General features: G+C 45.4%; 12 protein-coding genes. 6 read left to right on the forward strand and 6 right to left on the reverse strand.

Features of this window, described 5'->3' with window-relative positions:
- Positions 1 to 15: 15 nt before the first annotated feature.
- The 6 genes from AC1HCU_RS06610 to AC1HCU_RS06635 form a co-directional block, all read right to left on the reverse strand.
- Complete coding sequence (locus AC1HCU_RS06610; RefSeq protein WP_480370566.1) at positions 16 to 1,893, reverse strand: penicillin-binding transpeptidase domain-containing protein; 1,878 nt, start codon at positions 1,891 to 1,893, stop codon at positions 16 to 18.
- Positions 1,877 to 2,395, reverse strand: a complete 519-nt coding sequence (gene mreD / locus AC1HCU_RS06615; protein WP_480370569.1) for a rod shape-determining protein MreD — start codon at positions 2,393 to 2,395, stop codon at positions 1,877 to 1,879. The genes AC1HCU_RS06610 and mreD overlap by 17 nt, the downstream gene beginning before the upstream one ends.
- Positions 2,392 to 3,240, reverse strand: a complete 849-nt coding sequence (mreC, locus tag AC1HCU_RS06620) for a rod shape-determining protein MreC (protein WP_480370572.1) — start codon at positions 3,238 to 3,240, stop codon at positions 2,392 to 2,394. The genes mreD and mreC overlap by 4 nt, the downstream gene beginning before the upstream one ends.
- 69 nt (positions 3,241 to 3,309) lie before the next feature.
- Entirely contained in the window at positions 3,310 to 4,335 is a 1,026-nt protein-coding gene (locus AC1HCU_RS06625) for a rod shape-determining protein (protein WP_480370573.1), read from the reverse strand.
- 48 nt (positions 4,336 to 4,383) lie between these two features.
- Positions 4,384 to 5,907 (reverse strand): bifunctional phosphoribosylaminoimidazolecarboxamide formyltransferase/IMP cyclohydrolase, encoded by a 1,524-nt coding sequence (gene purH / locus AC1HCU_RS06630; protein WP_480370576.1) that lies wholly within the window; start codon positions 5,905 to 5,907, stop codon positions 4,384 to 4,386.
- Positions 5,908 to 6,237: 330 nt separating this feature from the next.
- Positions 6,238 to 7,200, reverse strand: coding sequence for an ROK family protein (locus AC1HCU_RS06635; protein WP_480370579.1), 963 nt, complete (start codon positions 7,198 to 7,200; stop codon positions 6,238 to 6,240).
- A 274-nt stretch (positions 7,201 to 7,474) separates the two neighbouring features.
- Here AC1HCU_RS06635 and AC1HCU_RS06640 point away from each other — a divergent pair, with 274 nt between their 5' ends.
- The 6 genes from AC1HCU_RS06640 to AC1HCU_RS06665 all read left to right on the forward strand — a co-directional run bounded on the left by AC1HCU_RS06640 (position 7,475) and on the right by AC1HCU_RS06665 (position 15,587).
- On the forward strand, positions 7,475 to 8,923 hold the full coding sequence (locus AC1HCU_RS06640) for a tryptophanase (RefSeq protein ID WP_480370582.1): 1,449 nt from the start codon (positions 7,475 to 7,477) through the stop codon (positions 8,921 to 8,923).
- Between the two features lie 172 nt (positions 8,924 to 9,095).
- Positions 9,096 to 10,079, forward strand: a complete 984-nt coding sequence (locus AC1HCU_RS06645; protein ID WP_480370585.1) for a winged helix-turn-helix domain-containing protein — start codon at positions 9,096 to 9,098, stop codon at positions 10,077 to 10,079.
- Positions 10,080 to 10,252: 173 nt separating this feature from the next.
- Positions 10,253 to 12,022, forward strand: coding sequence for an L-fucose isomerase (gene fucI, locus AC1HCU_RS06650; protein WP_480370587.1), 1,770 nt, complete (start codon positions 10,253 to 10,255; stop codon positions 12,020 to 12,022).
- A gap of 68 nt (positions 12,023 to 12,090) precedes the next feature.
- Complete coding sequence (gene fucU, locus AC1HCU_RS06655) at positions 12,091 to 12,516, forward strand: L-fucose mutarotase (RefSeq protein WP_480370589.1); 426 nt, start codon at positions 12,091 to 12,093, stop codon at positions 12,514 to 12,516.
- A gap of 13 nt (positions 12,517 to 12,529) precedes the next feature.
- On the forward strand, positions 12,530 to 13,852 hold the full coding sequence (fucP, locus tag AC1HCU_RS06660; protein WP_480370592.1) for an L-fucose:H+ symporter permease: 1,323 nt from the start codon (positions 12,530 to 12,532) through the stop codon (positions 13,850 to 13,852).
- 205 nt (positions 13,853 to 14,057) lie between these two features.
- On the forward strand, positions 14,058 to 15,587 hold the full coding sequence (locus tag AC1HCU_RS06665) for a hypothetical protein (protein ID WP_480370595.1): 1,530 nt from the start codon (positions 14,058 to 14,060) through the stop codon (positions 15,585 to 15,587).
- The last annotated feature ends 4 nt before the right edge of the window (positions 15,588 to 15,591 follow it).

The following is a 15,591-nucleotide window of genomic DNA, read 5'->3' on the forward strand; positions in this document are numbered from 1 at the left end:
TTTTTGTACTTTAATTTAATTTGCAGGCATGTTTCGGGTATATGTGTAAGGCAGTATGACCCGGTTTATAATAGATGTCTCCAGCCATTTGTCGCTCTCGGGAATCTCTCCTGAGAAAAATTTCTGCATCATAAGCCGTGCAATAGGCACAGCGTTGGTAGCTCCAAAACGGCCATTTTCAACCACGACTGCAATTGCAATCTGTGGATTGTCTTTCGGTGCAAACCCCATAAAGATTGAATGGTCATCGCCATGGGGGTTTTCCGACGTACCTGTCTTTCCGCAGACATCTACAAGGGGAGCCAGGTTGATACCGCGACAAGTACCTATGGTGACTGCATCGGCCATGCCGGCGACAGTCACTTCATAATGCTCCCTGTTGATACCTGTTTCGTGTCGTGTAGTAAAGGCCGCATCGAGCGATGCTCCTTTTCGTTCACGAACCACATGCGGGGTATAGTAATATCCCCTGTTTGCGATGGTGGCTCCCAGATTGGCAATCTGTAGCGGTGTAGCCAGAATCTCTCCCTGGCCAATGGCAATGGAAATAATGTTGTGCGCAACCCAACGATCAGTCTTGAACACATTTGTATAAAACTTACTGTTGGGGATGAAGCCGCTTTTCTCGGAAGGAAGATCAACCCCAAGCGGATAACCAAACCCCATATTCACCATGTGATCGCGCCATACATCGAAGGCACCGGAGGTACTTGAATATTTGGTTCTGTTGCCCAGCATGCCGTTAAGTCCGTAACTAAAAAAAGAGTTACAGGATGTGGCGAGTGCATACTGTATTGCAAGCGGAGAAGCATGTCCGTGGCAGCCCGGACGGCCTCCCAACGGGGGATATCCGCCAAAACAGGAATATCTTGTTTCGGGCGTGATGATTCCTTCCTGCAGAAAGATGAGCCCCTGCGTGGGTTTAAAAGTCGACCCTGGTGGATAAGTACCTGCAATAGACCTGTTAAACAAAGCCTTGTACGGATTGGCCTCAAGTTGACGATAGTTTGTACCGAACGCTTTTCCGGTGAGGAGGGCAGGATCATACGTCGGCGCCGACACCATACAGAGTATTTCACCGGTAGCCGGCTCAATCATCACAATGCTGCCCACTTTATTTTGCATGAGCAATTCCCCGTATGCCTGTAAATCAATATCGATGCTCAATGTAAGATCTTTTCCCGATTTGGGCGCCTTGTCCTGTTTCCCGTCATCGTAACGTCCCTGCACCCTTCCGTGTGCATCCCTCAGCAATACTTCCACTCCCTTTTCACCCCGGAGATCTTCCTCGTGAGACAGCTCGATACCCGATTTTCCCACATAATCGCCCCTCACATAATAAGGATCGGCAACCATTTTATTTTTATCCACCTCGGCCACGTAACCGAGAATGAGCCCCATGTTGGGATAATTATACTGTCTTTCTGTTCTGTTCTGGATGTAGATACCCGGAAATTTGTAGAGCTTTTCCTGCAGCAGACCATACTCTTCCACATCGAGCTGCGACATGAACAGTTGCGGGGTATAGGTTGAATACCCGGGATTCTTCCGACGGTCTCTCATATCGGCATTCAAAGAGTGAAATCGATTCATGTCGATATTCAGTGTACCACAGAAATCGAGAGTGTCAAATTGTTTCATCTCTCTCACCACCATCATCACATCGTAGGTGGGCCGGTTATAAACAAGCAGGTTCCCTTTTCGGTCGTAAATGGCTCCCCGTGACGGATAAAGCGTTCGCCGCAAAAAAGCGTTGCTGTCGGCATAGTCCCGATACTGGGGACTAAGAATTTGCAAATTAAACAGTTGAACCAGGTATACAAGGCCCGCGATTACCACTCCCGCAGCGATCACCTGTTTTCTTTTTGCCAGAGCGTTATACTTGTTCACCACGTTTTCTCTTAAAAATGAAGCTGTCCAATGCAAAAATCAGAAGGATCGAAATAACCGAGGAAGAGACTATGCGCAGCAGGGTAGCCGGCAGATTAAACAATGTGAATGACTCAATAAAAAAAAGCAGGGTGAGATGCAACGACACCATCAGAATGGTAAAACGAATAAATGGTCCCGTAGCAGTATAAATACCTGGAACGAAATCGTCATATTCATCCTTTTCGAAGAACAGATTCATGAATGGTTTTCTGCATGCCGCCACAATGGTCGTTGCCGCAGCATTCATTCCGGGAGTATTCAAAAAAATATCAATTGCCAAACCCAGAAGGAAACCTGAGATAATCACGTAAAGAAAGTTTCGGCCCATTGTCAGCTTCAGCAGAAAATAAAGATACAACACCGGTGTGGCAATACCGAAGAAGCTTATCCTGTTTAATAGCAATACCTGCAACAGGATGAGCAATATAAACAACACAATTTCGTAGAGATAACTGATTTTCATTGCTGTAAAGTCTCTTCAAGTGTTTGTTGTTCATCATACAGCCGGTCCTTTATCACCAGTACATCCTGAAGCGTATAAAAATTGGTTGCAAGATGCACGTTAAACGTGTTAAAATTGTCGTCGCCGGACTTACCCGTATCACTCACAAAGCCAATAATCAGATTCTTTGGAAAGATACGCGAGAAACTGGTCACCACCGTATCTCCCTCGTGAAACGCTTCATGCTTTGGCAGATCCTGCAATTGAGCCTGACGGATGTTACCCCCGTCCCATGATATGGAACCGTAGTTCTCGGAGTTCCTTAACCGGGCGCTTAACCGGAATTTGGGATTAATGACAGGAATCACGACTGAAAAATGGGGAGATACATTTGCGACCACACCCACCACACCCTGTTGTGAAATAACTCCCATATCAGGTTTAATACCGTGTGAAGATCCTTTGTTGAGAGTGATAAAATTATTCACACCCGAATAACTGAGGTTGACTACTCCTGCCGGAATAAAATCGAACTGAGGTGTGACTATAGAATCGGGTGCAAAAGCAGTCACCTCCACGGAATCGGGAGCAACAAGACTGTCCAGAAGCTCCTGAAAAACATGAAGTCTCCTCTCCAAAAGCGCGTTGCGTTCCAATAACTGCTCATTACTTTTTTTCAGCAGAAAAAATGATGCGATGTTATTGGTTGTCGAATAAAACCATCCCGACACGCTGTTTGCAGAAGTAAGATAAACACTCCGCTGGTATGAATTATGCGCGAAAACAAGATAAAAACTGAAAGCAACAAGCAATATTGCTACCAGCCAGTGACCGTTTCGGAAGATGAAGTTGAAAAGATTCCGCATGCAAGCCTGCCATTGTCTGTGATATTGTGATATAAGCCAATAGCTTAATGCTAAAAGCCGACAGCGATTTTACCGCATCAAAAAAGTAAATTTGTCAATATTCCTCAATGCAATACTGGTGCCTTTTGCCACCATGTGCAACGGATCATCCACCACCCTGAACGGAATACCAATTTTGTCGGTCAACCGCTTGTCCAGACCACGCAAAAGAGCGCCTCCACCAGTCAGGTAGATACCATTTCTAACAATATCAGCATACAGCTCCGGGGGAGTCTGTTCCAGTGCGCTTAATACAGCCGAATCGACTTTCGTTACCGATTTTTCGATGCAATGTGCCACTTCCTGATAAGAGACCGGTACATCCATCGGCAGGGAAGTCATCCTGTTGGGCCCGTGAACCACGAAATCTTCCGGTGGATTATCAAGTTCGGTCAGTACCGATCCGACCTTGATCTTAATTTGCTCTGCTGTACGGTCACCCACTTTGATATTGTGCTGACGGCCCATATAATCCTGAATATCTTCGGTAAAGTCGTCCCCTGCAATCTTGATCGATTTGTTTGATACAATTCCGCCCAGTGAAATCACGGCAATCTCCGTGGTACCACCGCCTATATCCACGATCATGTTTCCCTCGGGTGCTTCCACATCAAGGCCAATTCCCAGCGCGGCTGCCATGGGCTCAAAGATCATGTATACATCTCGTCCGCCGGCATGCTCGGCCGAGTCACGGACGGCCCTAATTTCCACCTCGGTACTTCCCGAAGGAATACAAACCACCACACGCAATGAGGGTGAAAACAATCCTCCTTTATTTTTATTGGCAGCCTTAATCATTCCGCGAATCATCTGTTCCGCAGCGTTGAAATCGGCAATCACCCCATCTCTCAATGGCCTAACCGTGCGTATATTTTCGTGCGTTTTTCCGTGCATCTGCCTTGCTTTCTCACCCAAAGCAATCATTTTCTCGGTCTTGCGATCCAAAGCCACAATGGAAGGTTCGTCCAGCAATATCTTCCCTGCATTGTTCACAATCACCGAGTTGGCAGTACCAAGGTCCATCGCCAGCTCCTGTGTAAATGAAAATAAGCCCATAATGTTTTAAATTTTAAGCAGTCAGCTCTCGGCTTTCAGCTTTTGGTGTTAATGTTTAAAATGCCTGACGCCCGTAATAACCATTGCAAGTCCATGCTGGTCGCAATAAGCGACCGACTCGGCATCGCGGATGGAACCTCCCGGTTGAATAACTGCCGTGATGCCTGCCTGGTGTGCTATTTCCACACAATCGGGAAAAGGGAAAAAAGCATCACTGGCCATGACTGCACCCTGCAGGTCAAAATGAAAGGCTCCCGCCTTTTCAATTGCCTGCTTAAGGGCATCTACACGCGATGTCTGTCCGGTTCCGCTGGCAATGAGTTGTTTGTTTCTAGCCAGGACAATGGCGTTCGACTTGGTGTGCTTAACCAGAATGTTGGCAAAAAGCAGGTCCTCTGTTTCCCGGTTATCGGGTGCTGTTTGTGTCACTACCTGCAATTGTTCGGCCGACTGTACGCTCTCGTTTTTATCCTGTACCAACACACCGTTCAATACAGAACGGTACTGCAGCGGTTGTCTGGTTTTCCCGGGCGATTTCAGCACCAAAATTATACGATTTTTCTTTTGAAACAAAATATCGAGTGCTTCTTTATCGTATGCAGGAGCAATGATAACTTCAAAAAATATTTCATGGATAGCCGCTGCAGCTTCCTTGTCCACCGGCCTGTTGGTCACCACAATACCCCCGAATGCCGAAACCGGGTCGGCAGCCAGTGCTGCATCCCATGCTTCTTTCACGGTTGGGCGACATGCCATGCCACATGCGTTGTTATGCTTGAGTATGGCCAGCGCAGTCTCGTTGAAATCGGAAATCAGGGAGACCGCGGCATCAATATCTAGAAGATTGTTATAGGATATTTCCTTGCCATGAAGCTGTTCGAAAATATCCTCGAAATGACCATAAAATATTCCTTTCTGATGAGGGTTCTCTCCGTAACGCAGCTCTTTTCCCTCGTCAAATGCCAGACGAAATGCCGAATTTTCACCCTGATCAAAGTATCTGAATATGGCGGAATCATAACCTGAAGAGACTTTAAAAGCTTCCTTTGCAAACCAGCGACGGTCTTCCAGGGTTGTGATCCCCTGTTTTTCTTTCAACAATTCGAGCAAAGGCTGGTACTGGTGTCTGGAGGCCACAATAAGTACATCTTTGTGGTTTTTTGCAGCACCACGTATAAGAGAAATACCGCCAATATCGATCTTCTCTATGATCTCCTCCTCGGTACCTCCGGCAGCCACGGTTTCCTCGAAAGGATATAAATCTACAATTACCAAGTCAATAGAAGGGATATCGTAAGATTTTACCTGTTTTTTATCGGACTCGTTATCCCTGCGGTAAAGAATTCCACCGAAAATTTTGGGATGAAGTGTTTTCACCCGTCCACCCAGGATCGACGGATAACCGCTTACGTCCTCCACGGCCTCACACTCGTAGCCCAACGACTGGATAAACTCCTTTGTACCTCCCGTGGAAATAAATTTTATACGTAATTTGTTTAGTTCCTGAAGAATTTCTTCTAATCCCTCCTTATGATATACCGAAATGAGGGCTGTTTGAATTTTTTGTGACATCTTCTGTCTTTTAGGCATGTTATTTTTAAAGGAGTACAAAGGTATGAAATCTATCGGTCTTTTCCGATATTTGTTTCAAAAAAAACAGCCTACAATCACTTGCGGGCTGAACCATGTGACTACCTATATAAACAGCCACTTAATTATAGAGAGAATGAAAATGTTTAACAATGCAATATTACGCCAAAAAAAACAGATGTTTCACATTTTCCGGTTAAGTTAAAATGAAGTTTTGGCTACAAAAATGTTACATGATAAGCGGGGATACCGCCAAAACAATATCCCCGCTTTAAAACAGGTTCCGGGTCACCTTCAAAAAAGATGCACCTGCTACCTTACTTCCCAACCCAGGGCGCTTGCACCCAGTACGGCCGCGTCGCTCTCCTTGAGTTCGGAAAACATGAGTTTCACTTTATTCCTGAAAATATTCAGCAGGCTCTTTTCCATACTTTCACGAATGGGATTCATGATCAGGTCGCCCGCTTTCGATAATCCACCGAAGAGGATGATTGCTTCCGGGCTGGAAAAAGCCACAAAATCAGCAAAAGCTTCACCGAGCATCTCTCCGGTAAAACGGAAGATATCCTTCGCCATCTCATCTCCCTGTATAGCTGCATCAAATACATCTTTGGAAGTAATTTCTTCGATGGGGATGTTTCGAAGTCTTGTCGGGGTATCAGGTTTCAGCTCCAGATATTCACGTGCTGTTCGAGCTACCCCCGTTGCAGATGAATAAGCTTCAAGACACCCAGTTCTACCACAACCACACATACGGCCGTTATGACGGCGCACTATCACGTGTCCCAGTTCACCGGCAAAGCCATCGTGTCCGTAAACAAGCTGCCCGTTTACCACAATACCACTCCCCACACCGGTACCCAGCGTGATAACGATGAAGTCCTTCATGCCACGGGCCGCCCCGTAAGTCATTTCACCGATGGCTGCTGCGTTGGCGTCATTGGTGAGTGCCACCGGAATACCTACCCTGTCTTCCAGCATCTGAGCAAAAGGAATCACCCCTTTCCAGGGAAGGTTGGGAGCAAATTCAATGCTACCGGTAAAGTAGTTACCGTTGGGTGTTCCGGCACCAATTCCTTTGATCTGATCTTTGGTCGTAACTTCAGCGATGAGTCCGTTGATCAGTTCGGTTAATTCATCAAGATAGTCTTCTACCTGTGGATGTTTGGCCGTTTTAATACTTCCGCTAATTAAAATCTGCCCTCTTTTGTCTACAATGCCGGCAACAGTATTGGTGCCGCCCACATCAATACCTACTACATAGGGTTTATCCATGATTCTTTTTTATTAAAAGTTAGTCAATGTTGTTAAATGTGATTAACCGGACAAATATAGGGATTTTTCACCAAACGGATTTCCAGTTCAGTAAAATATTTCAGAATAATTGCATTATAAAAAAATTGATGCGGCTATTTTTCTCTTTTGATATTTTTGTTTTACATTTGCAGTTTTAAATAATGATTTATCGGCCAAGCTCCGAAATTAACATCAATTTTCAACAAAAAATCGGCATAAATTACACAAACAGCCACATACGTACACGAATCTCATGAATGAAATTAAATTTTATAACGGTGAAAACATACCGTTAGAACTGCACAAGGTAAGGGTTGTGCAAAAATTGCACTTAGTACCTATCGAAAGAAGACTGGAAGCCCTGCATGAAGGTGGCTTCAACACCTTCAGACTGAGCACGAAAGACGTTTTCCTGGATATGCTCACCGACAGCGGCACCAACGCAATGAGTGACAATCAGATGGCTGCCATGATGCAGGCAGATGATGCCTATGCCGGATCACAAAGTTTTTTCCGCCTGCAGAAAGCGGTAGAGGAAGTATTGGGAAAAAAGTATTATCTGCCAGTACACCAGGGCCGTGCTGCTGAAAACATTCTATCGAATGCTTACGTACGGAAGGGTAACCTGGTACCGATGAATTATCATTTTACCACCGCCATGGCGCACATCACCCAATACGGTGGAAAAATTGCCGAACTGCTATACGACGAAGCATATGTGATCAATTCCTCCCATCCTTTTAAAGGGAACATGAACCTTGAAAAACTGGAAGAAATCATCAAGATACATGGAGCCAAAAATATTCCATTCATTCGCATGGAAGCCTCTACCAACCTTATCGGGGGACAACCCTTTTCAGTTCAAAATCTAAGAGATGTAAGGGCTGTGGCCGACAAATACAATATCCGCCTTGTGCTGGATGCCAGCTTGCTGGGAGAAAATGCATACCTGGTCATTCAGCGTGAAGAAGAATTCAAAAACAGTACCATGGGCGAGGTGATTCAAACCATGACCGGTCTGGCAGACATTGTGTACTTCTCGGCTCGCAAACTCAGCTCCTCCCGTGGCGGAGGTATCTGCACCAACAACATCGATATTTACCGAGAGTTGGAAGCACTGGTTCCCTTGTTTGAAGGTTTCCTCACTTATGGCGGCATCTCAGTCCGTGAAATTGAGGCAATGGCAGTAGGACTGTATGAAACGCTCGATGAGACCATGATCAGCCAGAGCCCGAACTTTATCGCCTACCTGGTGAATTCTCTCGATGCACATGGCGTACCTATGGTTAAACCGGCCGGTGTGCTGGGTGCACACGTCGATGCAATGCAGGTCTGTGCCCATATTCCACAGAAAGAGTATCCCGCAGGCTCGCTTGCCGCAGCACTCTATCTGATATCTGGAATCCGGGGTATGGAAAGGGGATCTATCTCCAATCAACGCGATGAATATGGCAATGAGACTTTCGCCGACATGGAACTGGTTCGCCTTGCAGTACCCCGTCGCGTATTCACACTCTCTCAGATTAAATACGTAGCAGACAGGATGAGCTGGCTATACGAAAATCGGGAATTAATAGGAGGACTGCGATTTGTGTATGAACCCCCGGTACTCCGCTTCTTCATGGGAGGCCTGGAACCGGTGAGCGACTGGCCACAGAAATTGATCACGAAGTTCAAAGAAGACTTTGGTGATAGTCTATAAAATATACCGGAAAAAGGAAGAGGTGTCCCCTCTTCCTTTTTTGTTTGAAACATGCTAAAAAACATATAAAAACATTTTTTTATCTAATATTAACCTGATACCTTTGCCCCTATAATCAGCACAGAACAGTACAGAACAGTACGGCTTATCTGAGAAATGAAAACTTACACAAATGGATTTCAAATTTGACGGGAGGAGCACCAAAGTACAGCAACTGGCAGAATATATCCAGGATGCCATCGCCACGAGTGAACTGAAGGTAGGCGAGAAGATACCATCTATCAACCATTTAAGCAGTCAGTTCTCGGTCTCAAGAGATACTGTGTTCAAAGCGCTGTCCGATTTACGGGAACGTGGAGTGATCGATGCCATTCATGGAAAGAACTATTTTGTAGCTTCTCACACCAAAAACATTTTGTTGTTGCTCGACGAGTATTCTCCCTTTAAAGAGGTTTTACATACTATTCTGGTTTCCAGTTTGCCCAAATCTTACAAAATTGATCTGTGGTTTCATCAGTATAACGAGCATCTTTTCAATAATATCATTCATGAATCTATTGGCAGATATAATAAATATCTCGTCATGAATTACGACAACGAAAAATTTTCCGATGCATTGTCGAAAATTGATAAAAAAAAGTTGCTATTGCTTGATTTCGGAAAATTTGACAAGGATGGATATTCTTATGTTTGTCAGGATTTCGACAATGGGTTGTACGATGCACTGTGCACCATAAAAAATGAACTGCGCAAATACAAAAAAATGATTTTTGTCCTCAATAAATTCCATAAGCATCCGCAGAGCAGCAAAACCGCGTTCAGTAATTTTTGCCTCGACAACAAATTCGAATTCAATATTCTTGATGAGATATCAGAAAAAACAACCATTCAGAAAAATCATTTTTATCTGGTTATCAAGCAGGAAGATGTGGTAAAGATTGTAAAACAAGGAAATACAGACGGGTTAAAACCTGGAAAAAACTATGGATTACTGGCTTATAATGAAAATCCATTCTTCGAGGTGATTCAAAACGGCATTTCCAGTATAGGGATCGATTGGCATGAAATGGGAAGGATCGCGGCTAAATTTGTACTGGATAACCAATCGGTACAAACCTATCTGCCCACAGTGATCAGGAAAAGAGATTCCTTTTAATCAAATTTACTCAATTCATCCACTATGAAGAAAACAATATTATCCATACCCATACAGGAATATCAGCACAGTTCAGAATTCAAAAAAATCAGTATCATTTTCACACCAGTTATACCAGAAAATAAGTTTCCGAAAATATAGTTTTATAAAAAAAATAATTTATCAACAAAATCATGTATCAATATCCAAAAATAGGTATTCGCCCTACCATTGACGGCCGTCAGGGAGGTGTGAGAGAGAGTCTTGAAGAGAAGACAATGAATCTGGCAAAATCGGTGGCCCTTTTAATTGAATCTAATCTGAAAAACGGGGACGGCAGTCCGGTTGAATGTGTGATCGCCGACAATACCATCGGCCGTGTGGGTGAAAGCGCCGCCTGTGCTGCAAAATTTGAACGCGAGGGGGTTGGTTCAACCATTACGGTCACATCGAGTTGGTGTTACGGGTCAGAAACAATGGATATGAATCCGCATTATCCGAAAGCTGTCTGGGGATTTAACGGAACGGAGCGCCCCGGCGCCGTTTATCTGGCAGCCGTTCTGGCTGCACATTCTCAGAAGGGCCTGCCGGCTTTCGGCATTTATGGCCGAGAAATACAGGATATATCCGACAATAGCATTCCCGAAGACGTGGCGGAGAAGTTGCTTCGTTTTGCCCGTTCCGCACAGGCTGTAGCCACCATGAGGGGACAGTCCTATTTGTCTATCGGAAGTACCGCCATGGGTATTGCCGGTTCTATCGTGAATCCCGATTTTTTCCAGAAATATCTGGGCATGCGAAACGAATCGGTCGACTCCACTGAGATTCTCCGCCGGATTCAGGAAGGCATATACGATCAGGAAGAATTCGAAAAAGCAATGGAGTGGACATCTACATATTGCAAAGTAAATGAAGGGACGGACGACAATCGTCCCGAGAAACAGAAAGACCGGGCAGGCAAGGACAAAGATTGGGAGTTTGTGGTCAAGATGACCATCATCATCCGTGACCTGATGAAAGGAAATCCCAAGCTGAAAGAGATGGGATTCAAGGAGGAGGCGATTGGGCACAATGCACTCCTGGGAGGTTTCCAGGGACAGCGGCAGTGGACCGACTTTCTGCCGAACGGCGACTTTAGCGAGACAATATTGAACAGTTCGTTCGACTGGAACGGAATCCGCGAAGCATATGTCGTGGCCACAGAAAATGATGCACTCAACGGTGTCTCCATGCTATTCGGGCATCTGCTCTCCAACAGGGCACAGCTCTTCTCCGACGTACGCACGTACTGGAGCCCTGAATCGGTAAAGCGTGTCACGGGAAAGGAACTTACCGGGAAAGCAGCCAACGGCATCATTCACCTGCTTAATTCGGGAGCCACGACTCTGGATGCCACCGGCAAACAAAAATTAAATGGGATGCCGGCCATGAAGGAACCCTGGAATATCAACGAAGAGGAGGTAAAAGCTTGCCTCAGGGCAACCACATGGTCTCCGGCCAACAGGGACTATTTCCGCGGAGGCGGATACTCCTCCACTTTCCTTTCGGAAGGAGGCATGCCCGTAACCATGTGCAGGGTAAATATGGTGGACGGCTTGGGGCCCGTACTCCAAATTGCGGAAGGATGGACCGTGGAAATCGATCCGGACATACACGACATTATCAATCAACGAACCGACAAGACATGGCCTACCACCTGGTTTGCACCACGTTTAACCGGCAAGGGCGCCTTCAGGGATGTTTACTCGGTGATGAACAACTGGGGTGCCAATCATGGTGCCATCAGTTACGGACACATCGGACAGGATCTGATCACACTGGCGTCAATTCTGCGAATCCCCGTTTGTATGCACAATGTGGAGGAAGAGGAGATCTTCCGTCCATCGGCATGGAATGCCTTTGGCATGGACAGGGAGGGAGCCGACTTCAGAGCCTGCGGGAATTTTGGACCCATTTATAAGTAAATTTGAGTTCAGGCATGAGACCTGGTTATGTCAGGGACTCATGTCAGAGAACACAAAACCGCTACATTATGCTTAAAAAGATACCGAAAACAATATCGCCCCAATTACTAAAAACACTCATGGAAATGGGACACGGAAATGAAATTGTGATTGCCGACGGCAACTTTCCGTGTCACACCGTTTCGCAGAATGTAATACGAGCCGACGGGTTGACCGGAACTGAAATACTGAAAGCTATCATGGAACTCATGCCGCTTGACTCGTACAGCGAGCAGCAGGTTTTTCTGATGGAAGTAGCTCCGGGAGACAATTACAAGCCGGAAATATGGAACGATTACAAAGAGATATTACAATCTTCGGGCGAACCATTCTCGATTGGTTATATTGAACGTTTCGCTTTCTACGAAAGGGCAAAAAAATCATATGCCGTGATTGCTACCGGAGAAGAAGCATTGTACGCGAATATCATCCTGAAAAAAGGAGTCATAAAATGAGAAACGGGAACCTATGAATACACATAAATCGTTATTACTCAAATACAACGGCGTATATTATTTACTGCCGTTTGTCCTCATCACTGCCTGTTTTTCGTTGTGGGGTTTTGCCAATGACATCACCAACCCCATGGTCAAAGCTTTTTCCAAGATTTTCCGGATGAGTGTCACAGAAGGTGCATTGGTTCAGCTTGCATTCTACGGCGGATACTTTGCCATGGCGTTTCCGGCTGCAATTTTTATCCGGAAATTCTCCTACAAGAAAGGAATCATGCTCGGATTGCTGCTTTATGCTGTAGGAGCATTTCTCTTTTTTCCGGCAAAAGAATCCGGAAGCTTCTATCCCTTTCTGGCCGCCTATTTTATTCTTACCTGCGGATTGTCTTTTCTGGAGACAAGCGCCAATCCCTACATTCTTACAATGGGACCGGAGGAGTCGGCTACCCGCAGGCTCAATCTGGCACAATCATTTAACCCGATGGGATCGCTGGTGGGAATGTATGTGGCGATGAACTTTATTCAGGCGCGATTGAATCCAATGAGCACGGCAGAACGCGCAGTACTTTCCGACACGGAATTTACAACGCTGCGACAGTCCGACCTGTCCATCCTCATCGCTCCTTACCTCGCTATCGGAATTGTAGTGATGGTCATGTTTCTGATCATCTGGATTGCACGCATGCCGACAAACGGAGACAGGAACAAGCAAATCAACTTCTTCCCTACACTGAAACGAATCTTCTCCATACCAAACTACCGACAGGGAGTGATTGCGCAGTTTTTTTATGTGGGTGCACAAATCATGTGCTGGACATTCATCATTCAATACGGTACACGCGTGTTTATGGCACAGGGAATGGAAGAACAGGCTGCGGAAGTGCTTTCTCAGAAGTACAATATTGTAGCCATGATCATCTTTTGCGCGAGCCGCTTTGTATGTACGTACCTGCTGAAATTTCTCAACCCGGGAAAACTGTTGCGCATTCTTGCCATAGCAGCCGCCATATTCACACTGGGTGTGATGTTTTTACAAAATATCTGGGGATTGTATTCCCTTGTGGCAGTATCGGCTTGCATGTCGTTGATGTTCCCGACGATATACGGAATTGCACTGAAAGGTATGGGAGACGATGCCAAGTTCGGCGCAGCGGGGCTGATCATGGCTATCCTGGGAGGATCGATACTACCGCCGCTACAGGCATCGATCATAGATCTGAAGACGATCGGTAATTCTTTTCCCGCGGTAAACGCTTCCTTTATCCTGCCTTTTATCTGCTTTGTGGTGGTGGCGTGGTATGGGGCGCAAACCTATAGGAGAAGTTTGGCAGAGTACTGATAAATATCAATAAATAAAAACACTTTTCAGGACTTACACAACCAGTCATAACCCGAAATACTGAATAAAAAGTCACGGAAAATTCAAGTTGGCATAAAAGGCACAACGTGCTCGAGCACAACATCAAAACAATGTTAATAAAAGTCAATAATTAAAAAGCATTCCGGATTCGTAAATAGAATGACACTAAATGTATAAACCAAAAATGAGCATAAAAAATATTACAATCATCCTGATCTGCCTGTTTGCCATGCCGATGATTTATTCGCAGATCCAGACATCGCCAAATTGGCAATCAAGTCATGTTTATGTCAATGAAAGCGGTACGCTTACCTATATTCCTGATAAACAAGGCAACACTATCCCTGATTTCAGCCATGTCGGATATCATCATGGAACAAAAAGTATTCCATGTTACCCCGTGGCAAGGGTAGTTATTCCCGTAGAGGGAGATAACTGGAAAAATATTCAGATGGCTATCGACGAAATTTCAAAAAACAAACCCGGTATAAACGGACACAGAGGAACAATCCTGTTGAGCAGAGGGGAATACAGGGTTTCCAAAAGCATTGTTATTTCAACCAGTGGAATTGTCCTGAAAGGGGAAGGGGACAACATAAATGAAACGCGGATTATTGCAACAGGAAGGCAGAGATATCCTCTCATTCAAATAAAAGGAAACGGAACATCCCAGGAAATAATCGATACACGCGTAAAGATCACGGATCAATTTGTTCCTGTCGGATCATATTCCTTTCGCGTGACATCGGCCGATCAGTTTAAGGTTGGCGATCGCATCATCCTGTTTCGTCCCGGAACGACTCAATGGATTGAGGCCATCCGGATGAACCGGATCGTCGAAAGACCGGGTACGCGTCAATGGGAGGCAGAGGAATATAATCTGGCTTTCGAGAGAGAAATCACCGGAATTGAAGGCAATTGCATCTCTATTGATAATCCGGTAGTGATGCAAATGGAAAAACAATATGGCGGAGGTGAAATTTATAAATACAGATTCGACGGGCGCATTCATGAAGTGGGAGTTTCCGATATGTATCTCGAATCGGAGTACCAAAGCGACGACGATACCGAGCACGGATGGATTGCAGTTCAATTGGACAATGCCGAGAACTGCTGGGTCAAAAACATTACGACGGTAAATTTCGGCTATTCGGCCGTAAGTTGTGAGCGCTTTGCGAAAAACATCACTGTTTCCGATGCACGCTGTTTTGATCCAAAGTCTCCGATCACGGGAGGGATGCGTTACTCATTCAATAACAACGGCCAGCAAAATCTATTTATGAATTGCCTGAGTAGAAACGGGAGACACGATTACGTGACAGGTGCCCGTGTTTGTGGGCCAAATGTGTTTTATAACTGTGTTTCGGTCAATGCCTTTTCGGACATAGGACCACATCACAGGTGGGCTACAGGCACGCTGTATGACAACGTGGTTACAGACAATGACATCAATGTTCAGGACAGGGGAAATATGGGAAGTGGACACGGGTGGGCCGGCGTCACCCAGGTGTTGTGGAACTGCCGTGCCGGGCGTGCCTCCGTACAAAAGCCATGGGTATCAGGCAATAATTATAATATAGGAATGAAAGGCAACCATTACCCGGGACACTTCAAAGACCGGGAAGATGGTGTATGGGAAGGATTAAATAAAGAAAATCTAGTACCTCATTCATTGTATCAGGCCCAATTACAGGCGAGAATGAAAGTGAAATAAATTA

It is taken from the genome of Proteiniphilum sp. LBM24028, assembly GCF_056629195.1.